This window comes from Nonomuraea zeae (assembly GCF_005889725.1).
GTDB classification, from domain to species: domain Bacteria; phylum Actinomycetota; class Actinomycetes; order Streptosporangiales; family Streptosporangiaceae; genus Nonomuraea; species Nonomuraea zeae.
In genome coordinates this window covers 23,410-46,780 of the sequence record NZ_VCKX01000070.1, presented here as the reverse complement: position 1 = coordinate 46,780, position 23,371 = coordinate 23,410, and the positions used below count along the sequence as shown (strand labels likewise).

The window sequence follows — 23,371 nt, the reverse complement described above, 5'->3', positions numbered from 1 at the left end:
GTGGGCGGCGTAAGGTGTGTTTAAGAGACAGGCGTGCGGGCGCCAAGCTGCGGGTGCCCGCCGGGTTGCCTCCGCTTCCACACGCCGGCTCGCCGGTACGCGCGCCGATTCCGCCTGAGCCCGCGCAAGAGCGCGGTCCTCCGGGGAGGGGCGATCACCCGTCTGCGGACGGCACCCGCGGCGACCGCGCCCGCGACCGTGCGGGGCGTGGCGCCGCAGTGCCCGGCATACGCCGTTGCCGGTTGCCGGTTGCCGTTGCCGTTGCCGTTGCCAGTGCCGTGCCGTGCCGGTGCCGGTGCCGGTGCCGGTGCCCGTGCCTGTGCTGGGTACAGGCACAGGCAGCAGGCGGTCGGGTGAGACGTGCGCACCGTTCGCGCGGTCACGCGGGGTTCGGCGCGGCCTCACCTTGGGGCCGAGGTGCGGGCGCGGGGCCCGTGCGTGGGCACGGGGGGCCGGTGTGTGGGCGTGGTGGCGTCAGTGGGCGCGCGAGCGCGGTCGCGGGCTCGTGCGCTCAGGCCCGAGCGGGCGGCCCTCGGCGGCACAGGGCCCAGGTCAGGACCTGTGCGGCGGGGACTCCGGGCGGGACCGCGGTGACGAGGCGGAGGCGTTCGGGAGTCCAGGGCGGCGGTGACGGGCGGCCGGTCAGCCGGGCCCACAGGTCGCGTACCGAGGCGGCCAGCAGCACCAGGATGGTGACCAGAGAGCTCTCGCCACGCTCCAGCCACCAGGCCGACAGCGTCGCGACGACCACGTGGGCCAGCAGCATGCCGACCCCGGTGGAGAGCCGGCTCTCGTGGTGGCCGGCGAAGGCGGTGGCCTCCCAGCCGAAGAGCTGGTGCATCCCGTACTGGGCGGCGAAGGAGGCGGTCAGCAGCGTCCCCATGGACCGGCGCCTGCGGGCGAGGACGAACGCCCCCGCCCAGGTCAGCACGGTCGCGGCGGCGACGGTCGCCAGGCGGGCGCCCGAGCCCCCGGCCAGCGTGTGCATCCCGAGAGCGGCGTACACGCAGACCACGGCGAACACCGCCGCCCGCAGCCCGCGCAGGTCAGTCCGGCCGACCTGCGCGGTGTCCCTGCTGCCGGTGGCGCCGCATCCCTTCTGCCGGTAGTTCACGCGCGATCACCGCTCACACGGACAGATACGCGTGCATCTCGCGAAGAGTTCAGACAAAGCAGGTTTTGTGGCGGTCTGGGCTGGAACGGCCTCAGCGCGCGGCGGGCCGGCTGCCGCTGAAGACGAGCCGCGGCGGGTGGCCGCCGAACATCTGGCTGACGGTGACGAACCGGTAACCGCGCGCCGACAGGCTCTTCAGCACCTTCGGGATCGCCTGCACCGTCGTGGGATGGATGTCGTGGAAGAGGATGATGCTCCCCGCATGCGCGGACTTGACGGCCTTGCGGGCCACCTTCGCGCTGTTGCGGTAGCGCCAGTCCTCGGTGTCCACGCTCCACAGCACCATCGGCCGCGTGGTCTGCGCCCGCACGGCGGGGCTGAGCGCTCCGTACGGCGGGCGGACGAGCTTGGGCACGACCCCCGTGGCGGCCTTGATCGCCCGGTCAGTAAGGGCGAATTGGCGCCGCACCCCGGCCCGCGACAGCTTCGTCAGGTCGGGGTGCGAGTAGGTGTGGGAGGCGATCTCGTGCCCGGCCCCGACGATCTCGCGCGAGGCCGGGGTAGGCGGCGACGTTCTGCCCCACGACGAAGAACGTGGCATGGGCGCGATGGGCCCTGAGATGGCGCAGCAGCGCGTGCGTGTAGCGGCCCGGCCCGTCGTCGAACGTGAGCGCCACGCACTTGACCCGGCGGCAGTCGACCTTCCGGCCGGCCTCGGAGCCGGAGCCGGAGCCGGAGCCGGAGCCGGCGAAAGCTGACGTGCTGGAGCCGGTCATGGATAAGGGCCGGGCGGGTGCCGAGCCGGATAAGCCCGCCGCCGTGCCGTCGGCCAGGGCCACGGCCTGGGCCGCCGCCGTGCCGCCGGCCAGGGGCGCGGCCTGGGCCGTCTCCGGGCCGGCGGCCGCCTGGCCCAGGCCGCACACCGCCGCGGCCAGTACGGCCGTGGCCGCCATCCGCACCGTCCCCCGGCTCGCGGCAGCCCGAACGGGCCGGCGCGATCGCGCACCGATGTTCATCGATCCCCCTCACGCACCGCCCCCGGTGCGTCTCCCCTGAGTGCCGGCCCGGGCAGCCGCCAGGACCGTTCCAACCAGTTCGACAACCGGCGTACGCACCTGGTTCGCGGGAGACCGCTTTCCGGATGAACGGATCACTCGAGGAACGGCGCCACCACGTCGCGGGTCTCCTGGCCGCCGACCACCGGCACGATCTCGAAGGTCACGCCGCAGCCACGCCACCCCAGCGTCCACTGCTGCAGCAGGCGCAGGTCGTCGCACTCCATGAGCTGGAAACAGCGGCTGAAGTTGGGCTCGACCCAGCTGCCCAGGTACGTCAGCCCTTCGGGGAGCATGCGGCCGCTGTCCCGCAGGCGCTCGTAGACGGGGATCATGTCGTCGTCGCGGAATCGTTCGATCACCATGAACAGCACGCGCTGGACCTCCTCGCAGACCTAGGTGTGGCCGACCTCGCGCAGCCCCGCCAGGGCGGCGGCGGCGAACGCGGCGACGACCTCGCCGCCCTGCACCGGCAGCCACACCGCCGAGGTGGACCAGGTCAGGCGGGGCTCGTCGATCGGCCGCCAGACCAGCCCGGCGGGCAGCTCGTCGTACGGCTCCTCGTTCAGGTGCGCGCCCAGGCCGGACATGACCAGGCCGTGGACGAAGTGCGGATTGCGGGCGTGCCTGATCGCGCTCGGCAGGAACCCGTTGTCCCGGCACGCCTCCAGCATGTGGTCGTAGAGCTGGGGCGCCATCTCCCTGGGGAAGATCACCAGAGCCGAGCCGTCGAGCGTGCGCAGGCGTACCTCCCCCTGCTGGGCCGCCCGGTGACCCGCGGGCAGCACCACGCCCAGCCTGCGGTGCACGACCTCGCTGGACTCCAGCCCGACCGTGTCGCACGGGTGCCTGACCAGCCCGGCGTCCAGCTCCTCCGCGCGCAGCTTGGCGAGCTGGCTGGCGGTGGTCAGCTCGTGCAGCTCCAGGAGCACGTCGGGGATGCGCGCGGTGAAGCCCGCGACCAGCGTCCTGAGCGCCATCGGCGTGGTGTCCGGCGGCACGCCCGCCCGCAGCACGCCCGACTCGCCCGGACGGATGCGGCGCATCGCCTCGCGGGCCGCGTCCGCCCGCTCCAGCACGCCGCGGGCGTGCTCCAGCAGCAGGGCGCCGGCCTCGGTGAGCGAGACGCGGTGCGGGTTGCGGTCGAACAGCCGGACGCCCAGCTCGCGCTCCAGATCGCGGATGCGCTGGGACAGCGGCGGCTGCGCCATGTGCAGCCGCTCGGCGGCCCGGCCGAAGTGCAGCTCCTCGGCGACCATGACGAAATAGCGCAGGTGACGTAGCTCCATCGGTTCGACCATATCGCTCTGATATCGCCAAGAGTCCGCATTGATGTTGGCCAGCGGCCCCGGAGAGCTGGTTGTATCCCGGCAAGCCCGTTGACCTGCGAAGGGACGCTTGTGACTGTGCTGCTGGACCGCGAAGGACCCGTCGCGGTGATCACTCTGAACCGGCCGGAGAAGCTCAACGCCTGGACCGCGGAGATGCGCGAAAGGCTCATGGAGCTGCTGCGCGAGGCCGGGTCCGATCCCGAGGTGGGCGCGGTCGTGCTCACGGGGGCCGGGCGCGCGTTCTGCGCGGGCCAGGACCTCGGCGAGACGGCCACGATCGACCCCGACGACCACGCGGCCTCCGACGCCTGGATCGACGGGTTCGACCGGCTCTACCGGGCGGTGCTCGACCTCGACAAGCCCACCGTGGCCGCGGTGAACGGGGTGGCGGCCGGGTCGGGGTTCCAGTTCGCGCTGCTGGCCGACCTGCGCATCGGGCACGCGGGGGCCAGGATGGGCCAGCCCGAGGTGCTGTCGGGCATCCCGAGCATCACCGGCATCTGGGCCATGTGGCACATTCTCGGCCGGGCCAGGACCACCGAGTTCGCGCTCACCGGCCGGCTGGTGGACGGGGACGAGGCGGCGCGGCTGGGGCTGCTGACCAGGCTCGTGCCCCAGGAAGAGGTGCTGGCCGCCGCGGTCGCGCAGGCCAAGGAGCTGGCCGCGCTGCCCGCGGGCGCGGTGGCGCTGACGAAGGGCCGGCTCAGGGAGCTGGAGCGGGAGGCGCTGACCGACGCCGTGGCCGCGGCGAAGACGGTGCACGCCGCCGCGTACGCCAGCGGCGAGCCGCAGCGCGAGATGGCCCGCTTCCTGAAGGAGCGCGCCAAGTGACGGGGCGCAGCCGGTACGACGCGGCGGACTGGAACGTCCCCGAGCGCTACAACATGGCCGTGGACGTGGCTGACCGCCACCCGCGCGAGAACCTGGCGCTGATCTTCGAGGACCACACGGGAGCGCGCGAGGAGATCCGCTGGGGCGCGATCCAGGACAGGTCCCGCCAGGTGGCCGCCTGCCTGCACGGCCTCGGCGTACGCCCAGGCGACCGCGTCGCGGTCATGCTGCCGCAGCGGACCGACACGCCCGCGACCTACCTCGGCGTCCTGCGTACCGGGGCCGTGCTCGTGACCATGTCCCTGCTCTGGGCCGACGACCAGATCGCCTACCGGCTCTCCGACTCCGGCGCGTCCGTGCTGGTCACCGAGGCGGGCGCGGTGCGCAGGGCCGGCGGGTACGCCGGCGTCGTGGTCGACGTGGACGACCCGGCGATCGGCCTGCTGACGCCGGAGTTCGAGGACGCCGACACGGCCGCCGACGACCCGGCGCTGATCTTCTACACCTCCGGCACGACCGGCCCCGCCAAGGGCATCGTGCACGCGCACCGCACGCTGCTCGGCCACAACGAGTTCGAGCACTGCCACGGCCTGCGCCCCGGCGACGTCTTCTACGGCGCGGGCGAGTGGGCCTGGTCGATGGCCAAGCTCATGGGGCCGCTGCGGGCGGGGGCCACGCACCTGGTGTACCGGCCCGCCGCCGGGTTCGACCCGGCGGGGCTGCTGGCCAGCATGGCCCGCAACGGGGTGACGACCGGGCTGGTGAACCCCACGTTCCTGCGCAAGATGCGCGAGCAGGTGCCGGACGCGGGGCGGCGCTACCCGCAGCGCCTGCGCACGGTGTGCTGCGCCAACGAGCCGCTCACCGCCGACCTGATCCGCTGGTTCCGCGACCAGTTCGGGGTCACGCTGCTCGACTACTACGGCTCGACGGAGTCGTACCCGCTGATCGGGAACTTCCCCGGCGTACCGGTCAAGGAGGGCTCCATGGGACGCCCGCTGCCCGGCTGGGACGTGGCCCTCCTGGACGAGTCCGAGCAGCCCGTGCCGGCGGGCGAGGTCGGCGAGATCTGCCTGCGGGCGCGCAGCAACCCGCAGTTCCCGCTCGGCTACTGGCGTCGGCCGGAAGCCTCCGCCGAGGTGTTCGGCGGCGAGTGGTTCCACACCAAGGACCACGCGCGGGTGGACGAGGACGGTTACTACTGGTTCCTCGGCCGCGTCGACGACGTGATCAAGACCTCCGGCTACCGCGTCGGCCCCGACGAGATCGAGGAGGCGCTGCGCGCCCACCCCGCCGTCGCCGACGTGGGCGTGGCCGGGGTGCCCGACCCCGTGCGCGGCCAGGCGGTCAAGGCGTGGGTACGCCTCGCGCCCGGCCACCGGCCGGAAGAGGAGCTGGCGCGGGAGATCCGCGAGTTCGCGAAGACCACGCATTCGCGCTTCGCGTACCCGCGCGAGATCGAGTTCGTGGACGAACTGCCGCGATCGGCGACCGGGAAGATCCAGCGCGCGCAGCTCCGCCTGCGCGATGCCAAGTAGCAAGCAGAGGGAGCGAGCATGACCCCCCACGACCAGGCGGCCGTCCGCCGCAAAGTGACCCTGGCCTCGGCCATCGGCAACTTCGTCGAATGGTTCGACTCGGCCGCGTACGCGGTGATGTCCGCGACGATCGCCGGCCTGTTCTTCCCCGAGTACGACAAGTCGGCCGCGCTGCTCGCCACCTGGGCGATCTTCGCCGGCGGGTTCATCGCCCGCCCGCTCGGCGCCGCCTTCTTCGGCAGGTACGGCGACCGCCTCGGCCGCAACCGGATGCTGGCGCTGACGATCCTCACCATGAGCGGGGCCACGTTCCTCATCGGCATCCTGCCCACCTACGCCTCGTGGGGCATGCTCGCGCCGATCCTGCTGTTCCTGCTGCGCTGCGCCCAGGGCTTCTCGACCGGCGGCGAGTACACGGGCGCGTCGGCGTTCATCGTGGAGTACGCGCCGGATGGCCGCCGGGCCCGCTTCGCCGCCGCCGTGCCCGTGACCGTGGGCCTGGCCAGCGTGGCCGGCTCGGGCGTCGGCTTCCTGATCACCTCGACGCTCACGACGGAGGCGCTGCAGAGCTGGGGCTGGCGCATCCCGTTCCTGCTGGCCGCCCCGCTCGGCCTGATCGGGCTCTACCTCCGCTCCAAGGTCGAGGACACGCCCGTGTTCCGGCAGCTGGAGCAGCACGACTCGGTGGCGCAGGCGCCGCTGCGCGAGGCCGTGCGCCGCTGCGGGCGCCAGATCGCCACGCTGTTCGGCTACAGCATCACCAACGCCGTCGGGTACTACCTGATGAGCAGCTACATGATCGCGTACATGTCGGAGGAGCTCGGCTACTCCAAGAGCCAGGCCCAGCTCACGAACGTCGTGTCGATGCTCGCCTACAGCGTCGCCTGCCTGTTCGCCGCCTCGGCCAGCGACCGGTACGGGCGGCGGCCGATGCTGATCATCGCCTGCGCGGGCTTCGTGATCTGTCCGCTGCCGGCGTTCTGGCTGATGGGGTCGAGCCTGGCGGGGGCGATGGTGGGCACGTCGCTGCTGGCCATGCTGGTCGCCGTGATCGGCACCTCGAACGTGCCCGCGCTGGTGGAGATGTTCCCGGCCAAGGTGCGGGCGAGCGGCTCGGCCATCGGCTACACGGCCGCGTACGTGCTGTTCGGCGGCACGGCGCCGTTCGTGGCGACGGGGCTGGTGTCGGCCTCGGGCAGCGCGATCGCGCCCGCCTTCTACATGGTGGCGATCGCGGTGGTGTCGGTGATCGTGGTGCTGCGCTCGTTCAAGGAGACGCGCGGCATGGCACTCGACCGCGGCGTGGAAGCGGTCCCCGAGCGCGCCTGACGTCTCCGGGTCTCCGGGCGCGCCTGACGCCCCCAGACCCGGGGGCCGCCCCGAGGCCGCGCATGACCCGACCTTGACCTGGGCGGATGGCCGCCGCACCGGCGGCGGAGCTTGCACCGGCCGTCCGCCGCCCAGGATCATGGCCCGCATGGACTACTACCTGATCTCCGCCGCGGCGGGAGACCGTACACCGGCGGGGATTCTGGTCGAGGAGTTCGTCCTCTACGAGGACTACACGGCCGCGGGCATCGACAGCGTCGAGTGGAGTCCGCGGACCGGCGGCTGGTCGGGATCACCCGGCCGCAGCCGCGCCCTGCGCTCCGATCCCGCGCTGCGGGCCCTGGCCACCGCCGTGAGCCGGGAGGCCGCGGCGCGGGAGCTCGCGCGGCTCGGCGGGGGCGCGCTGCCGGAGGAGGCCGAGCTGCACACGATGTTCCGGCATCGCCAGGCCCTGCCCACCGCCGCCCCGCTCGACCTGGGCACCACGCGGAGCTCGCGCCGCTACCGCATCCTGTTCGCCGGCGAGCTCGGGTCGGAAGGGCTGGCCAAGGCGAGCACGGCCCTGCGGCTGGAGCCGACCGGTGACCCGAGGGTGGTCGGCACGGCGCAGGCGAGCGCCGGCGGCCACGGCTTCACGTGGGAGCTGCGCCGCATCGGCGCGGGCATCGCCTGGTGCGTGGACGTGACCGTGCGCCTGGGCACGGGACCGGCCATCGCGCTCGGGGCGCTGCTGCACCACCACCGGCAGGCGATCCGCGAGCAGGGCCTGATCCCCGTCACGATCGAGCGCTTCGCCTGACGCCCCGGACGGCGGGCCGCCGGGCCTTCCGGACGGCTCGCTGAAATTCATTGCCCGATGAGTGTCACACTCGACCCGCCTGCCACGTCTTGGTTGTAAGGAGACAACCGAGCAAGAAGCGGGGTGGCGATGAAGGGCAGCTCACTGGCCAGGGCGCTCGACGATCGCGTCGGCGGGGCCGCGTTCATGAAGAAGGCGATGCGGAAGGTCTTCCCCGATCACTGGACCTTCCTGCTGGGCGAGATCGCCCTCTACGCGTTCGTGGTGGTCCTGCTCACGGGGGTCTTCCTCACGTTCTTCTTCAAGCCGTCGATGGAGGCGGTGATCTACGAGGGCACCTACGCGCCCCTGCGCGGCGTCGAGATGAGCCAGGCGTACTCCTCCGCGCTGGACATCAGCTTCGAGGTGCGCGGCGGCCTGCTGATGCGGCAGATGCACCACTGGGCGACGCTGATCTTCCTGTCGGCCATCGTGGCCCACCTGCTGCGCAACTTCTTCACCGGCGCCTTCCGCCGGCCGCGCGACCTGAACTGGCTGATCGGCGTGGCCCTGTTCGGGCTGGTGCTGCTCAACGGGCTGTTCGGCTACTCGCTGCCCGACGACCTGCTGTCGGGCGCCGGGCTGCGCATCCTGCACGGGGTGCTGCTGTCGGTGCCGCTGGTGGGCACGTACGTGGCGGCGTTCCTGTTCGGCGGCGAGTTCCCCGGCGAGGACATCATCTCCCGGCTCTACAGCATCCACGTGCTGCTGATCCCCGGCCTGCTGCTCCTGCTCATCCCGCTGCACGCGGTGGTGCTGACCTGGCGGCAGACCCACACCCAGTTCAGGGCCAAGGGGCTGAGCGACCGGGTGGTGCGCGGAGCGCCGTTCTTCCCGTCGTTCCTGGCCAAGACGACGGTGTTCTTCCTGTGGGTGACCGCGGTGGTCACGCTGCTCGCCACGCTCTTCCAGGTCAACCCGATCTGGCTGTACGGGCCGTACCTGCCCAGCACGGTCAGCGCCGGCTCCCAGCCCGACTGGTACATGGGCTTCCTCGAAGGCGCGCTGCGGATCATGCCGCCGTGGGAGTTCACCGTCTTCGGGTCCACGGTGACCATGAGCGTGCTGATCCCCGCGCTGGGCGCGCCGGGACTGCTGTTCACCGCGCTGGCGGTCTACCCGTTCCTGGAGCGCTGGATCACCCGTGACAACGCCGTGCACCACCTCCTGGACCGGCCGAGGGACGTGCCGGCCCGCGCCGGGCTCGGGTTCGCGGGAATCGTGTACTACGGCGTCCTCTGGCTGGCCGGCGGCAACGACCTGATCGCCTCGACCTTCCACATCTCGCTGAACGCGACGACCTGGATCTTCCGGGTGGCGATCATCGTCGGACCGGTGCTGGGCTATGTGGTCGCCCGGCGGATCGCCCTGGGCCTGCTGGCGCGCGACCGGCACACCGTGGCGCACGGCGTGGAGACCGGAGTGATCGTGCGCGGCCTCGGCGGCGGCTTCACCGAGGTGGAGCGGCCGGTCACGGACGAGGAGTCCGCGGTGCTCGTGCCGCTCGCTCCCGCGCCCGCCCGGGAGCTTCCGACCACCGCCAACGGGGACGTCCCGCCGCCGGCCGGACACCGGGTCCGCGACGCCGTGCAGCGCTCATGGAGCCGATGAGCGCTCTCACGGGACCGGCACGGCCGGTACGGTGACCGGGCCGAGCAGCGGGTTCAGCACCTCGGCCTGGCTGTGCCCGGCCGGCACGAGCACGTCCAGCGCCTTCGGCACGGTGCCCGGATCGACCGCGCACAGGGGCTCGGCGCCGCCGGGGCCGCACACGCCGAACTGGTACGGCTGCGGCGTCGCCGCGAAGCCCCTGGCCTGGTCGGCGCTGAAGCCGTCCTGGCCGGCGAGCACCACCGCGAACCGCCACCCGGGCCCCGGCGTCCCGAACGCGGCCTTCGGCAGCGCGATCGTGATCGTGCGCGTGGTCCCGGAGGCGCGCACGGCGGCCCCCGCCTGGGCCGCGCCGGCGGCCGTCACCCACACCGGGGCGGCGAACCCCTGCACCTCCACCCGCTGCGACCAGGCGTCCTGCGCGGCAATGCGGTAGTTGCGCTGCGGGAAGGCCGCCTCGGCGGAACGCGTCGCCACGGCCGGATCCTGCACGTAGACGTCGAGCAGCTGGGCGCCGATCTGGTTGCCGAACGTGGGGGTGAGATCGCGGATCTCGGCCCGCAGGTAGACGGTGGTCGCGTCGGTGATCACCTGGAACCTGCGCAGGTCGAACGCGCCGGCGTGGAAGTCGGCGGCCGTCGGGTAGGCGTAGGTGCCGGGCCCGTCGTCGTCGCCCTCGGGGTCGGCGACGTCGAGCACGGTCGTCGCGCCGACGATGTCCCCGACGACCGTGCGCCGGGCGTACGCGGTGCGGCCGCCCGGATCGGTGGCAGCCACGGTGAGCACGACCTCGCCGAACGACACCGGGGCCTGGGCCGTGAAACGCCCGTCCGCTCCCGCGCGCACCGAGACGGCCTGCGCGGGCGCGCCGGTGTCGATGGGCGCGGCCGAGACGTCCACCCGCGCGCCCGGCGAGGCGGTGCCCTCCACGGTGACCGACGTGCCGCTGACCGCGGTCCCGTCCGCGGGGGCGGTCACCGTGAGCGCCGCCGCCTGCGGCAGGCCGCGATCGGCGTAGCGCCGGCGGACGACCTCTGGCTGCTCGACGGGCCGGGCCGAGCCGAGTGACAGCGCCAGCCGCACCACCTGGGCCTGGGCCCAGGTCAGCGGGGACGCCGAGCCGGCGGGCCCGCCGTCGCGCAGGCCGATCGAGGCGGTGGCCGGGTCGCTCCCGTAGGGCGAGGCGGCCAGGTCGGGGTTCTCCCATGCCTGCTCGGGGATCAGCCCGGTGCCGGACGACTGGGCGCGCATGGCCGCGAGCAACGAGGCCGCCGTGCCGGGAGCGCCGGTCTGCAACGCCTGCTCGGCCCGCTCGCCCGCCAGCACCGGCCAGATGTGTCCCGAGCCGGTGTTGCCGGTGGGCCACGGCTTGCCCGACGGCCGGCAGGAGGTCGGGTCGGGCTCGTAGCAGTCGCCGTAGCCGTCCTCGGTGCCCGCGGTGTCGGACCCGTAGCGGTACCAGCCGGGTCCTCTGGCCGTCTCTCGCCTGATCACCCGGTCCACGACGGGCAGGCTGGCCAGCACGTCGGGGTCGTCGGCAGGCAGGATGCCCAGCCGGGTCAGCTCCAGGAACCCGGCGTCCACCACCCGCCGCTGGTCCTCGGTCGGGCCGCCGTTGCCCAGGTTGTACGCGTCCGCGGCGTTCGGATCGCCGTTCTTGGACAGGCGCAGGAAGTAGCGGGAGGCGTACGGGCCCGTGGTCGTGACCGTCCACGACTTGATCGAGCGGGCGAAATGGTCGGCCGTGGCCCGGTACAGCCGGGCCCGGCCCTGGTCGCCCTGCCCGGCGGCGATCTCACCGGCCGCGACGAGCCCGGCGATCTCGGCCGCGATCGTGGACGGCGAGTAGCCCGACTGCTCCTCCCACCGCTCGACGCCGAACGCCGGCCCGTGCGCCACCAGGAAGTCGGCCGCCGACCGCACCCGCTCCCACACCCCGGTCAGCCCGGACTGGTAGGCCATCAGCAGCGGATACGCGGTCTCGTCGAGCTGGTCGCCGCCCGAGTCGGGAGCGAGCTTGCCGTTCAGCAGGGAGTTGCGCGGCAGCCGCCCGTCGGGGAGCTGCTGGCGTTCGAGCAGGAAGCGGGCCGTGGCCCGGGCCGTCGCCACGTCGCCCGCGCTGAGGAACCCGGTGAACGCCTCGTACAGGTCGCGGGCGAACACCTCGCGGTAGGAGCCGAAGTAGAGCGCCTTGCCGCCGACCAGCTCGCCCGCGCCGACCGCCTGGCCCCACGGGCTGGCCAGCGACGCGACGACCGCGCCCGGGAAGGTCTTGTCCTCGCTGGCCTTGAGCACGTTCGCCGACAGCCGGTAGAAGTCGGCCAGCGGGCCCGGCGGCCTGCGCAGCCCGGCGTCGTAGGCCACCCAGCCGGCTTCGTACCTGGCCCGGGTGCCCTCGAACGACCGGCCGGCGGCCTCGCCCGCGGTCCGCAGCGCGGCGCTCCTGCTCCGCCCGAACCCGAGCGCGAACGTCACCTCGCCCCGCGCGTCGATCGGCAGCCGGGCGGTGGCGACCACGTTGCCGGCCGGGGCCTCGGTGAAGGGGGTCAGCGCGCGATCCGCGTCCAGCTGCGCCGCGCCGTCGCTGGGCGTGCCCGCGTAGCCGACGCTCGCCTGCGGCAGCCGCCGCTCCGCGCGCAGCGCCAGGTGGGTGGGCACGGCGTAGTCGCGGGCCGGGGCGGAGGTCTCGGTGTTGTCGTCGGAGATCACCGGCGCGCCGGTGGCGGCGTCGACCACGCCGTCGTCGGGCCCGCCGTTCGGCTGCCCGCCGCCGCCGTTGCCGTTCACGCTCGCGTCCAGCCGCACGTACAGCCGCAGCCCGGCGGGCTGGAGCCGGGTACGCACCACCACGGCGTCACGGTCGGGATCGGTGACGTAGGTGGTGGTCAGCCGGTAGCGGCCGCTCCTGCTGGCCGAGGTGACGGTGCAGGTCAGCCCGGAGCGGTCGGTGCTCACCTGGTACGTGGTGTCGCGGGCCTGCACCTCGGTGAACGTGCTGCCGTCGGTCACCACGAACTGCATGGTCTCGACGTTCGTGTTGTCGATCGTGGGCTCGTAGACGTCGGACAGCAGGCCGCCGGCGACGGTGTACCAGACCTTGGAGGTCCTGCCGGTAGCCGTGCCCACGCAGTCTTTGCGCGCCAGCCCGAAGTGGGACGGCACGCCGGGCTCGCCAGGCGCGGGGGACCTGGCCAGCACCGGCTCGATGGGCACGGCGACCAGCGCGGCGGAGACGATCAAGGCAAGGGCGGACCGTGAAATCGTACGCATGCCATGCTCCCCTCCGACCCCGTTGGCTTGAGAGAAGACCAGCCCCAGCCCGCTGTCAAGCCCGCCGCGCCGGTGCATGCCCGCGCCGGTTCTGGGCAGAAGTCCCACCGGATCAACGGCACGCGGACTACTGTGAAATTTGCCTATCTGTCAGGCACGGGAGGCATCAGGGATGCGGAACGGCCGGACCATATTCACCGGCGCCCTCACGGCGGCGCTCATCCTGGGCGCGGGATGCAGCTCGGGAGGCACGTCAGGCCCGGGTGAACCGGCGCGGCAGCAGGAACAGGGGCCGGTCGCCAAGCTGGCGATCACCCCGGCGGACGGCACGAAGAAGGTGACCCCGGACACGGGCGTGAGCGTCAAGGTCACCGACGGCAAGGTCACCGAGCTGAAGGTCGCGGACGCCAAGGGCCGCGAGGTGCGCGGCAGCCTGGCCGCCGACGGCACGTGGCGGCCCCAGCGGCCGTTACGGCTCTCGACCGCGTACACGGTCAGCGCGCAGGCCACCGGCACGGACGGCAAGCAGGTCACGGGCCAGGCCACGTTCACCACGCTGAAGCCGAAACGCGTGCTGGAGAGCGGCATGTCGCCGCTGGACGGTGAGAAGGTCGGCGTCGGGATGCCGGTCCAGCTCCTGCTGTCGCAGCCGGTCTCCGCCAAGGCGGACCGGGCCGCGGTCGAGCGGTCGCTGGTGGTGCGGATGTCGCAGCCGGTCGAGGGCGCGTGGAGCTGGGTGAGCGACCGCGAGGTGCAGTTCCGGCCGCGCGAGTACTGGCCGGTCGGGGAGCAGGTCACGGTCGACGCCCGTCTGGCGGGCGTACGGGCCGGGCAGGGGCTGTGGGGCACCAAGGACCGCAGCCTGAGCTTCACCGTCGGTGAGGAGCACATCACCAAGGTGAGCAACGAGACGCACCGGGCGGTCGTGCGGAAGAACGGCGAGGTCGTCAAGACCATCCCGGTCAGCCTGGGCCGGCCGGGCGACGACAGCTACGCCGGCGTCATGATCGCCCAGGAGAAGGCGGCCGACATGGTGATGGACTCCGCCACCATCGGCGAGCCCGGCGAATATCGCATCCGCACCAAGTGGAACGTCCGGATGACCTACAGCGGCACCTTCTTCCACGCCGCCCCCTGGTCGACCGGCGCGCAGGGCAGCCGCAACGTCAGCCACGGCTGCGTGAACGCCAGCCCGGAGAACGCCCGCTGGTTCTACGAGTTCACCCAGCGCGGAGACATCATCGAGGTCTCCGGCACCTCCAGGAAGCTGCAGTTCGGCAACGGGCCGACGCCGTGGGCCAAGTCGTGGGAGTCGTGGCTGGCGGGCAGCGCGCTGGGCAAGCCGGTCAACGGCTGAGCAGCCCCGGGGCCGGGGGCTGCCGCGCTCCGCGTCAGGACTTGAGGCGGAAGAGCTGGTTGGTCAGGCCGTTCAGTGGCTTGCTCTCCAGCAGGGTGCCCACGGCCGCGCCGCCGTCCCTGACGGTCAGCTCCAGGGTGTTCTGCACGTTCTCCAGCCGGTGCACGACCACGCCGTTCAGCACGCGCTGGCGGTCGTTCCAGAACGTGCGCAGCTCCGGCACGCTGGGGTCGAGGTCGTTGAAGTCAGGGCAGACGGCCAGCCGGATGACGTTGCCGTCGAGCCCGCCGCGCATGCACAGGCCGCTGTCGTCGTTGACGATCTGCGCGACGCTGCCGCCGTTGAAGCGGAAGCGCCACCGCTGCGAGCGCAGACCCAGATCCTTCTCCAGCCGCACCTTGTCGCCCGGCGAGGTGCCGACGGCGGCCAGGACGAGCTGGCCCTGGCCGGGCGGGAGCTGGGGCACGTTCTGCGGGATCATCTGCACGGGCGGGCCCGTGACCGGGGCGGCGGCCTCGGCCGGCGCCGCCGCGAGGCTGGCCACCGCGGCCAGCGCGCCCACGGCGATCGCCATGGCCATCGGCCGGCGCGTGCTCTTGGAACTCATGCTCATGGTCTTCCTTCTGTGAACGAGATCCCCGCGCCGCGGGTCGCGGCATGGGCGCGTGCCCGGGATCAGCGGCGGCAAGGAGTGGTCCCGGGCTGCTCCGCCATGGCACCATCCGGGCGCGGGAGCGGTCTGCGGACAACTGCGCGCTCCACCGGCAACCCCGGTCATTGCGCGGGCTCGTGCGCCCGGTTGCGCGCACGGATTGTGCGCCCGGATTGTGCGCCCAGATTGTGCGCAGGGCGGGGGATGGCGACGCAGACTGGGAGGACGTCATCGCCGTCCGAGGAAGGCGTTGTGGTAACGGGTGCCTACTGACGGATCCGGCCGGTGGTTGAGCCGGCTTCCCGCGGTCGCGTTGTGGTCACTGGTGTGGCTGCTGAACGTCTACGACTTCCTGCTGACCTTCTAGCCGCCGGCCCCCGGGACGACCAGGCCGGACTCGTAGGCGAGGACGACGAGCTGCGCGCGGTCGCGGACGCCGAGCTTGGTCATCGACCTGCTCACGTGGGTCTTGGCGGTGGCGCCGCTGATCACCAGGTGGGCGGCGATCTCCTCGTTGGACATGCCCCTGGCGACGAGGGTCACGATCTCCCGCTCGCGGTCGGTCAGCCGTTCGAGGCCGGGCGCGGCGACGGGGCGGGGCGGGGTGCTGACGTACTCCTCGATCAGGCGGCGCGTCACCGACGGTGACAGCAGCGCGTCGCCGCGGGCGGCCACCCGCACCGACTGCAGCAGGTCGCCCGGCTCGATGTCCTTGAGCAGGAACCCGCTGGCCCCGGCCCTGAGGGCGGCGAAGACGTACTCGTCGAGCGCGTAGTTGGTGAGGATCACCACGCGGACGCCGTCCAGCTCGCGGGCCGCGCCGATCCTGCGGGTGGCCTGGATGCCGTCGAGCAGTGGCATCCGCACGTCGAGCAGCGCCACGTCCGGCAGCAGCCGCCTGGCCAGCTCCACGGCCTCCACGCCGTTGCCCGCCTCGCCGACCACGGTGATGTCGTCGGTGAGCTCCAGCAGCGCCTTGAAGCCGGCCCGGATCAGCGGCTGGTCGTCGGCCAGCACGACCCTGATCACGCGGCCCTCCCGGCCGGCGGCATCCGGGGTCACCCCGGGACCCTGGCCTGGGGCGTCCGGGGTCATGCCGGCACCCGGACGGGCAGCTCGGCGCGGACCGCGAAGCCGCCGCTCTCGTGCGGGCCCGCGGTGAGCGAGCCGCCGATGGCGACCGCGCGCTCGCGCATGCCGATCAACCCCATCCCCGGCCCGGCCGTCCCGGCCTCGCCGTCGTTCTCCACCCGCAGGACGACCTTCACGGGATCGTATTCGACCGCCACCGTGACCGCCGCGGCGCCCGCGTGCCGCAGCACGTTGGTGAGCGCCTCCTGCGCGATGCGGTACGCGGCCCGGTCCACCTCCGGCGGCAGCGCGTACGGCGTGCCGGAGACCTCGTGCGCCACCCGCAGCCCCGCCCCCTCGGCCCTGGACACGAGGCTCGGCAGCCTGGAGAGCCCGGCTCCCTCCTGCTCGTTCTGGCGCAGCACGCCGAGCGTGGCCCGCAGCTCGTTCATCGCCTCGTGCCCCGACTCCTTGATCGCGGCCAGCGCCTCCCTGGCCCGCTCGGGATCGCGGTCGAACAGCTCCATGGCCACCGCGACCTGGACGTTGACCACCGAGATGCTGTGGGTGAGCGAGTCGTGCAGCTCCTGCGCGATCCACAGCCGCTCCTCGCCCGCCCGGCGCAGCGCCGCCTCCTCGCGGGTGCGCTCGGCCTCCTCGGCCCGCTGCTCCACGGCCCTCAGGTACGCCCGGCCTCTCCTGGTCACCTCGCCGAACACCACCATGGCCACCAGCCAGCCGCTCAGCAGCGCCATCCAGCTCCCGGCGACCGGATCGCCGGCCGACAGCGCCATGATTCCGTACACCGACACGGCCAGCGTGACCGACAGCCAGATCGCGGCCTTGCGGCGGCCGAGCACGGCCAGCGTGTAGATCGCGGCGAGTGCGGGCGCGGTGGCGAACACACCCGGGTAGTCGCCCGCGTAATAGGCGATCCCGCAGGCCGCCGCGACGATGCCCGCGCTCAGCGGCGCGGTGCGGCGGAAGGCGAGCGACAGGGACGAGATCGTGATCAGCGTCAGCCCCGCCGGGTCGAGCGGACGCTCCTGGGGCCCGGTCCACGACAGGTTCGCGTAGGTGCCCGCGGTGATCGCCACCAGGGCGATCACCGCGATCAGTGCGTCCGTTCTGCGGCTGTGCATGTCTCACAAGGTAGGGGACCCGCTCCGGCCGGGCGTCATCCCCCTGGCGTACGTTCGCCGCCCCTGGCGGGCCGGCGTACAACTCCGGTGGTAGGCCGCGGAGCCCTCCACGGTGGGACGCCGGACCGGGGTGACGTGCTGAAACATCGTTCGCATGACCTCATCGACCGCCACGCCGCCCGGCTGGATCGTCTGGTTCCTGCGGGTGTCGGCGACCGGGCACCTGGCCGGGGTGCTCGCGCAGGCCGCCCTGGCCGGGCTCTTCGTCACCGGCGACGTGGACCTGCTGGCCTGGCACAGGAACAACGCCGGGTTCACGCACAGCCTGCTCTACCTGCAGCTCGTGGCCGCGATCCTGCTGTGGCGGCCGGCCAGGGGGCCGCTCTGGCCCGCGCTGGCCGGCCTCGGGCTCGTGCTGGCGGAGACGGCGCAGGTGGGGCTGGGACAGTCCAGGATCATCGCGCTGCACTTCCCGCTCGGCATGGCGATCTTCGGCCTCTCGGCCGTCTTCACCGTCTGGACCTGGCGCTCGCCGCGGACGGCGGCGGCATGAGCGCCCGTACCCGCTCAAGGGCGTCCCGGCGGGCGCGTCCCGCGCTCTCCCGGCGGGGGTTCCTCGGCGTGCTGGGCGGGGCGGCGCTGGCGACGGCCGGGTGCGCGGCGCTCGCCGAGACCTCCGGCCAGCTCCTGACCAGCAGGGCGCCGCTGCCCCGGCCGTTCACCGTGCCGCTGCCGGTTCCCGCGGTCGCCCGCCCCACGGCCGCCGGGCACTACGAGGTGACGCAGCGGGCGGCGAGGATCGAGATCCTCCCCGGCCTGACCACCGAGGTGTGGGGGTACGCGGGCACCTTCCCCGGGCCCACGTTCGACCTGCGGCGCGGCGGCGACGCCACGATCCGCGTCCGCAACGAGCTGACCGTGCCCACCTCCACCCACCTGCACGGCGGCGTCAACCCGCCGGACTCCGACGGCTACCCGACCGACCTCGTAGTCCCGGCGGGCCACCCGCACGGGCACGATCACGGTCACGGCGGTCACGCGGCCGTCATCCACCAGGGCGCCAAGGACTACCGCTATCCGCTGGAGCAGCGGGCCGCCACGCTCTGGTACCACGACCACCGGATGGACTTCACCGCGCCGCAGGTGTGGCGCGGGCTGGCCGGGTTCGCACTCGTACGGGACGAGGAGGAGGACGCGCTGCCGCTGCCGGGCGGCGAGCGGGAGCTGCCGCTGATGATCTGCGACCGGGCGTTCGAGGAGGACGGCTCCTTCCGCTACCCGGGCCGCCACGACCCCGACTTCATGGAGGGCGTCGAGGGTGACGTGATCCTGGTCAACGGCGCGCCCTGGCCGGTGGCCGAGGTCAGCGCCACCCGCCACCGGCTGCGGCTGCTGAACGCCTCCAACGCCCGCAGATTCCGGCTCCGGCTCGACCCCGGCGGCCGGTTCGTCCAGATCGGCAGCGACGGCGGGCTGCTGGCCGCGCCCGTCACGCACGACACGATCACGATGGCGCCGGGGGAGCGGTTCGACGTGGTGGTGGACTTCTCCGCCTACCCGGTCGGGAGCACCGTCACCATGGTCAACACGCTGGCCGGCGGCTCGGCCTCGAACGTCATGCGGTTCGTGGTCGCCCGCAGGGCCAGGGAGGACAGCGCGGTCCCGCGTGCCCTGTCCAGGCCGCCGGGGCGCGCGCCGGCGGTGGCCACCCGCACGTTCGACTTCCGCAGGTCGGAGAGCGCCTGGACGATCAACGGGCAGCCCTACCGGCCCGGGGTGCCGCTGGCCCGCCCGCGGCTGGGCACCTCCGAGGTCTGGCGGCTGACCAGCGACTTCCATCACCCCGTGCACCTCCACCTGGCCCACTTCCAGGTGCTCGCGCGCAACGGCCGACCCCCGGCCGCCACCGACGCGGGCTGGAAGGACACCGTGGACGTGCGGCCGTACGAGGTCGTGGACGTGCTGGCGCGCTTCGACGGCTACCGGGGGCGGTACATGATGCACTGCCACAACCTCGAGCACGAGGACATGGCGATGATGGCCGACTTCGACGTGATCTAGCCGCTCCGGCCGGGGCAGGTCACCAGGCCGTCCACGGGGTGCGCGGCCAGGATGTACTGCTCCGAGACGTAGCCCCAGCCGCTGTCGGCCCGCTTCTCGTCGGCGGCCGTGCGGTACCAGTGCTGCCCGTCGCGCTCCACGACGCAGAGGAAGATGTTGAGCGCCTGGCGCAGCACCCCGGTCTGGAGGCCGCCCGCGCCCGGCTCGGCGTAGACGGGCGCGCGGGTGTTCTGGCACGCGTAGCCCTCGGTCCACGTCGTGCCGAGCCCCGGGTCCCTGACCGGCGACCTGATGTACAGGGCGGGGTCGGCCTTCCGGCAGGCGAACTGGGGCTCCTCCCGGGGAGGGGGCAGGAACAGCAGGCCGGCGGTCACGGCCACGGCCACCACGGACGCGACGCCCGCGGGCAGCGCCAGCCGGCTCCACCGCGACGTGCCCACCATCAGCACGGACGAGTGGATGACGAGCAGCAGCCCGAGCGCGCCCCAGGCGAGCGGGTTGCGCGTGTTGCTGGAGGCGAGGTTGATGACCACGCCGGTCACCGCGGGCAGGAGCACGCCGGCCGCGATCGCCGCCGCCCGGCCCTGCGGCCTCGGGGGCCGCGTCTGCGCGCCGAGCACCCGGTCCCACGCCGCCCGCCACAGGGCCTGCTCCTTCGCGATCTCCGGCTCGGAGCACTCGCGCAGCAGCAGGCAGGCCCGCACGATCAGCTCGGCGGTGCGGCGGTCGGGCACGGCCCGGCGGTGCTCGCCCAGCACGCCGCGGATCGCCTGGGCGGTGAGGGCGGGCACCGCCGCCGCCAGCTCGGCGTCGTCCCGCGCTCCCGCCCAGACCCGGAGCGTGCGCATGCTCGTGACGTAGTCGTCCCACGTCGTGGCGCCGTCCGGCCGGGGAGGGAAGAGGAGCGCGCCGTCCTGTGTCACTGGTCACCGCCGCGATGTCGTCGTCGCTCAGCGTACGGATCCGATTACACCAAGCCACCCGCTCGCTCTGCCACCGGATTAACGCGCCTCTCCCGAGATCGCCGTCAGATCATCGGAGGTGTGCCGCCGCGACAATCTCGAAGTCCGGGAGATCCCCCCGGCGGACCCCTCGACCCGCCTAATAGGAGAGACTTTCATCGGATGACATACGCCCCTCGTCTGATGGAGCTAGGAGCAGGCATGCAGATCGTACGGTTCACGAGCCCCCTGACCGGTGCCGACGCGGTCGGGATCGACGACGGCGAGCAGGTGGTGGAGCTGTCCGGGATCACGACGGTGGGCGAGCTGCTGCGGCTGTCGTCCGGCGAGTTGCGCGAGCGGTGCGCGGCGGCGGACGGGCCTGGGCACCCGTCCTCCGCGGTGCGGCGGCTCGCGCCGGTGGACGGGCGGATGGAGGTGTGGGCGGCCGGCGTGACCTACCGGCGCTCGCGCGAGGCGCGGGTGCTGGAGAGCGAGCGGGCCGCCGACGTGTACGAGCTGGTCTACGACGCCGAACGGCCCGAGCTGTTCTTCAAGTCGGTGGCCTGGAAGGTCTCGGGTGACGGCGGGCGCATCTCCGTGCGCGCGGATTCGGAGATCGACGTGCCGGAGCCGGAGCTCGGCCTGGTGCTGAACTCCGCGGGGGAGATCGTCGGCTACACGGTCGTGGACGACGTGAGCTCGCGCACCATCGAGGGGGTCAACCCGCTGTACCTGCCGCAGGCCAAGATCTACCTGGGCGCGTGCGCGGTGGGCCCGGCGATCAGGCCCGCGTGGGAGGTCGCCGACCCCTACGCCCTGGACATCACCCTGACCATCGCCAGGGCCGGGGAGACGGTGTGGGACGGCAAGGCGTCCACCTCGCAGCTCAACCGGCGGCTGGACGACCTGGCCGGCTACCTCTACCGCGCCGACTCCTTCCCCGACGGCGCGGTGCTGGCCACCGGCACCTGCCTGGTGCCCGACCTGCCGTTCACCTTGCGGGACGGCGACACGGTCACGATCGGCATCGGGGAGATCGGCACGCTGACGACCGATGTCGTCAAGGGCCTGGACGCCATGCGCTGACCTGGCGCACCGGCGACCGGAACCCGGTGGCGCGCGACTTCCCCGCGCCCGGCCGGCGGGAGCGGGGCCGGCCGCCCGGGACCCTCGGGCGGCCGGCCGGGTCACGCGCTCACCAGGGGGAGGGCGCCGGGGGCGCGACGACCGGCGGGCGGTCGTCGCAGGTGATGGTGTTGGGCAGCTCCCACGGCGCGAGCCAGGGCCCGGTGGTGCCGCCCCCGTCGTTGCCGCCGAGGTCCGTCAGCGCGAACTCCGACCCGGTGGCCGGGAACCCGAACGACCCGCAGTTGTTCACGCCGACCGCGCCGACGTTGCGCGCGTCCACGTTCTCGAACGTCGCCGACCCCTTCACCCGGGCGCTGACCACCGAGGTGCCGGTGCCGTCCACCCTGATGTCCTTGAAGTGCACGTTCGTGATCGAGTAGAGGTCCTTCACCGACCACTCGCTCACCAGCATGATCGCGTTGTAGGTGTTGTCCAGGAAGTGGTTGCCGGTCACCCGGATGTCGGCGTCGATGCTCTTCTCCAGCGCGTAGAACCAGATCGCGCCGAGCCCGATGTTCCAGTTCAGCTCGTACGTGCCGGACCTCGCCGTGGTGTTGCCCTCGATCCGCAGCCGCCCGGCGAACGCCTCCGCGCCGAAGCGGGAGCCGACCTGGATGGCGCTGCCCTCCCTGACGGGGTCGGCGACGAGGTTGTTCGAGATCGTGTTGTCGGTGCCGCCGTAGACGGCGATGCCGTTGGCCAGCACGGGCGACTGCACGGTGTTGTGGTCGAAGGTGTTGCCGGCGTTGGCCGTCTTCTCCGACCACATGGCGAGGGCGTCGTCACCGGTGTTGCGGATGAAGTTGTTCGCGGCGACCGAGCCGGTGACGCCGGTGTGGAAGTTGATCGCGTCGGCGATCTGGTCGACGATGACATTGTTCGTGATCTTCAGGTTCGTCATCGGGCCGTCGAACCACATGCCCACCTTGGTGTGGCGGACGTGCAGGCCGTCGATGGTCGAGTCGCTCATCGCGCCGCCGACGCCGTTCACCTGGTCGGTGTCGATCCGCTCGCGTACGTCGCCCTCGATCGCGAACCCGGACAGGTGCACGTTCCTGCTGCCGCCGTCCGCCGCGTCCTTGCCGTAGAAGCCGACGCCGGTGTGCACGGAGCCGTCGGGCGCCGGGGTGCCGAGCGCGACCTCGTGGCCCTTGATGATCGTGTACCAGCTCCCCGCGCCGGTGATCGTCACGTCGTCCACGATGATGTGCCGGTTGACCTGGTACGTCCCCGGCGGCACGTACACCTTGAGCCGCTTGCGCTGGGCGAAGGCGATCGCCTTGTCGAACGCCCCGGCCGAGTCGCGCCGCCCGAACGGGTCCGCGCCGAACGCCAGCACGTTGGCCGCCACGACCTCGACCCGCGGCGGGCCGACGAGCTGCGAGTCGAGCAGGTCGATGACGGTCCACGCGGCGCCGCCGCGGGCCGGGACCGTCAGCCGCACCTTGTCGCCCGCGCGGTACTTCCGGCCGAGCAGCAGGCGCTGCTCGTCGTAGAAGTGGCTCGGCCGGAACGGCTTGGCGATCACCGGCGCGGGCGTCGTGGCGCTGGGCACGCACGAGCACTCGGTGATCCACCAGTCGGGGTGCAGCAGGTCCGCGCCCGGGTCGTTGGAGAAGGGGTACTGGTTGTACAGCCAGGAGTACTGCGACGTCAGGGTCATGGTGCTCCGGCTCCCGCCGTTGACCGTGACGTCGAGCGGCGCGGTGATCCCGCCGCCGCCCGGCGCGTCGGGGATGCTGTAGCGCACGGTGATCGCGTTGGCCGCGCCCGGCAGCGTGAACTCCACGTGCTGTCCCGGCGTCAGCCGGACCGCCCGGCGGCCCGACGCCTCGGCGGGCAGCGTGTACGCGGCGCGGTCGGGGCCGATGAGCGTGCCGTTCGTGGCGGCGTTCTCCGCCTCCTGCTCGGCGAAGTCCACGGCGGCTCCGCGGCCCGCGACGAGCGCGGGATCCAGTGCCGCCCGCGTCACGACGGGCCCCGCGCCGGCGCGGGCCGCCGCGGCCGTGCCGGTGAGCGCGACGCTGAGAGCTAATGCGGCCGCTGTCAGAGCCGCCAGGGCTCGCGCAGGGGTGGGTGGCATCCGGTGCTCGTTTCTC

The 23,371-nt window shown here is 72.9% G+C and carries 18 protein-coding genes and 1 pseudogene; 9 read left to right on the top strand and 10 right to left on the bottom strand.

Annotated features, from left to right (window positions below; translation table 11 throughout):
* Positions 1–511: 511 nt before the first annotated feature.
* The 4 genes and pseudogenes from ETD85_RS23060 to ETD85_RS23045 all read right to left on the bottom strand — a co-directional run bounded on the left by ETD85_RS23060 (position 512) and on the right by ETD85_RS23045 (position 3,458).
* Positions 512–1,114: a hypothetical protein gene (locus ETD85_RS23060; RefSeq protein ID WP_138691840.1), complete on the bottom strand. Its 603-nt coding sequence runs from the start codon at positions 1,112–1,114 to the stop codon at positions 512–514.
* 91 nt (positions 1,115–1,205) lie between these two features.
* A pseudogene (locus tag ETD85_RS23055) lies at positions 1,206–1,890 on the bottom strand (polysaccharide deacetylase family protein).
* A gap of 374 nt (positions 1,891–2,264) precedes the next feature.
* Positions 2,265–2,534, bottom strand: coding sequence for a DUF3303 domain-containing protein (locus tag ETD85_RS23050; RefSeq protein ID WP_240779322.1), 270 nt, complete (start codon positions 2,532–2,534; stop codon positions 2,265–2,267).
* A 30-nt stretch (positions 2,535–2,564) separates the two neighbouring features.
* Positions 2,565–3,458, bottom strand: coding sequence for a LysR substrate-binding domain-containing protein (locus ETD85_RS23045; protein WP_138691838.1), 894 nt, complete (start codon positions 3,456–3,458; stop codon positions 2,565–2,567).
* A 111-nt stretch (positions 3,459–3,569) separates the two neighbouring features.
* On the opposite strand from ETD85_RS23045, the gene ETD85_RS23040 reads away from it, so the two are divergent.
* The 5 genes from ETD85_RS23040 to qcrB all read left to right on the top strand — a co-directional run bounded on the left by ETD85_RS23040 (position 3,570) and on the right by qcrB (position 9,647).
* Positions 3,570–4,331, top strand: a complete 762-nt coding sequence (locus tag ETD85_RS23040; protein ID WP_240779321.1) for an enoyl-CoA hydratase/isomerase family protein — start codon at positions 3,570–3,572, stop codon at positions 4,329–4,331.
* Positions 4,328–5,869 carry an acetate--CoA ligase gene (locus ETD85_RS23035; protein ID WP_240779320.1) on the top strand — a complete coding sequence of 514 codons (1,542 nt, stop codon included), beginning with the start codon at positions 4,328–4,330 and terminating at the stop codon, positions 5,867–5,869. The genes ETD85_RS23040 and ETD85_RS23035 overlap by 4 nt, the downstream gene beginning before the upstream one ends.
* 18 nt (positions 5,870–5,887) lie before the next feature.
* Positions 5,888–7,198 carry an MFS transporter gene (locus tag ETD85_RS23030; protein ID WP_138691836.1) on the top strand — a complete coding sequence of 437 codons (1,311 nt, stop codon included), beginning with the start codon at positions 5,888–5,890 and terminating at the stop codon, positions 7,196–7,198.
* Positions 7,199–7,346: 148 nt separating this feature from the next.
* Positions 7,347–7,997 (top strand): hypothetical protein, encoded by a 651-nt coding sequence (locus tag ETD85_RS23025; protein WP_138691835.1) that lies wholly within the window; start codon positions 7,347–7,349, stop codon positions 7,995–7,997.
* Between the two features lie 129 nt (positions 7,998–8,126).
* Positions 8,127–9,647: a cytochrome bc1 complex cytochrome b subunit gene (gene qcrB, locus ETD85_RS23020; RefSeq protein ID WP_138691834.1), complete on the top strand. Its 1,521-nt coding sequence runs from the start codon at positions 8,127–8,129 to the stop codon at positions 9,645–9,647.
* Positions 9,648–9,653: 6 nt separating this feature from the next.
* Here the strand turns inward: qcrB and ETD85_RS23015 are convergent, their stop codons facing one another.
* Positions 9,654–12,917 (bottom strand): glucodextranase DOMON-like domain-containing protein, encoded by a 3,264-nt coding sequence (locus tag ETD85_RS23015; protein WP_138691833.1) that lies wholly within the window; start codon positions 12,915–12,917, stop codon positions 9,654–9,656.
* Between the two features lie 172 nt (positions 12,918–13,089).
* Here ETD85_RS23015 and ETD85_RS23010 point away from each other — a divergent pair, with 172 nt between their 5' ends.
* Positions 13,090–14,274, top strand: a complete 1,185-nt coding sequence (locus ETD85_RS23010) for a L,D-transpeptidase (protein WP_138691832.1) — start codon at positions 13,090–13,092, stop codon at positions 14,272–14,274.
* Positions 14,275–14,308: 34 nt separating this feature from the next.
* On the opposite strand, the gene ETD85_RS23005 is transcribed toward ETD85_RS23010, so the two are convergent.
* The 3 genes from ETD85_RS23005 to ETD85_RS22995 form a co-directional block, all read right to left on the bottom strand.
* Positions 14,309–14,881 carry an RICIN domain-containing protein gene (locus ETD85_RS23005; RefSeq protein WP_138691831.1) on the bottom strand — a complete coding sequence of 191 codons (573 nt, stop codon included), beginning with the start codon at positions 14,879–14,881 and terminating at the stop codon, positions 14,309–14,311.
* A gap of 408 nt (positions 14,882–15,289) precedes the next feature.
* Positions 15,290–15,955: a response regulator gene (locus ETD85_RS23000; protein ID WP_138691846.1), complete on the bottom strand. Its 666-nt coding sequence runs from the start codon at positions 15,953–15,955 to the stop codon at positions 15,290–15,292.
* 62 nt (positions 15,956–16,017) lie between these two features.
* Complete coding sequence (locus ETD85_RS22995; protein ID WP_138691830.1) at positions 16,018–17,139, bottom strand: sensor histidine kinase; 1,122 nt, start codon at positions 17,137–17,139, stop codon at positions 16,018–16,020.
* A gap of 154 nt (positions 17,140–17,293) precedes the next feature.
* Here ETD85_RS22995 and ETD85_RS22990 point away from each other — a divergent pair, with 154 nt between their 5' ends.
* Both ETD85_RS22990 and ETD85_RS22985 read left to right on the top strand, forming a co-directional pair.
* Positions 17,294–17,692, top strand: a complete 399-nt coding sequence (locus ETD85_RS22990; protein ID WP_138691829.1) for a hypothetical protein — start codon at positions 17,294–17,296, stop codon at positions 17,690–17,692.
* The gene (locus ETD85_RS22985) at positions 17,689–19,200 is read left to right on the top strand and encodes a multicopper oxidase family protein (protein WP_138691828.1); all 1,512 of its coding nucleotides are present in this window, start codon (positions 17,689–17,691) and stop codon (positions 19,198–19,200) included. Before ETD85_RS22990 ends, ETD85_RS22985 begins: the two co-directional genes overlap by 4 nt.
* Here the strand turns inward: ETD85_RS22985 and ETD85_RS22980 are convergent.
* Entirely contained in the window at positions 19,197–20,123 is a 927-nt protein-coding gene (locus tag ETD85_RS22980) for a hypothetical protein (protein WP_138691827.1), read from the bottom strand. The genes ETD85_RS22985 and ETD85_RS22980 overlap by 4 nt on opposite strands.
* Before the next feature lie 240 nt (positions 20,124–20,363).
* Between ETD85_RS22980 and ETD85_RS22975 the strand changes: the two genes are divergently transcribed.
* Positions 20,364–21,230, top strand: a complete 867-nt coding sequence (locus ETD85_RS22975; RefSeq protein ID WP_138691826.1) for a fumarylacetoacetate hydrolase family protein — start codon at positions 20,364–20,366, stop codon at positions 21,228–21,230.
* Between the two features lie 109 nt (positions 21,231–21,339).
* Here the strand turns inward: ETD85_RS22975 and ETD85_RS22970 are convergent, their stop codons facing one another.
* Complete coding sequence (locus tag ETD85_RS22970; protein ID WP_138691825.1) at positions 21,340–23,355, bottom strand: glycosyl hydrolase family 28-related protein; 2,016 nt, start codon at positions 23,353–23,355, stop codon at positions 21,340–21,342.
* Positions 23,356–23,371: the final 16 nt, after the last annotated feature.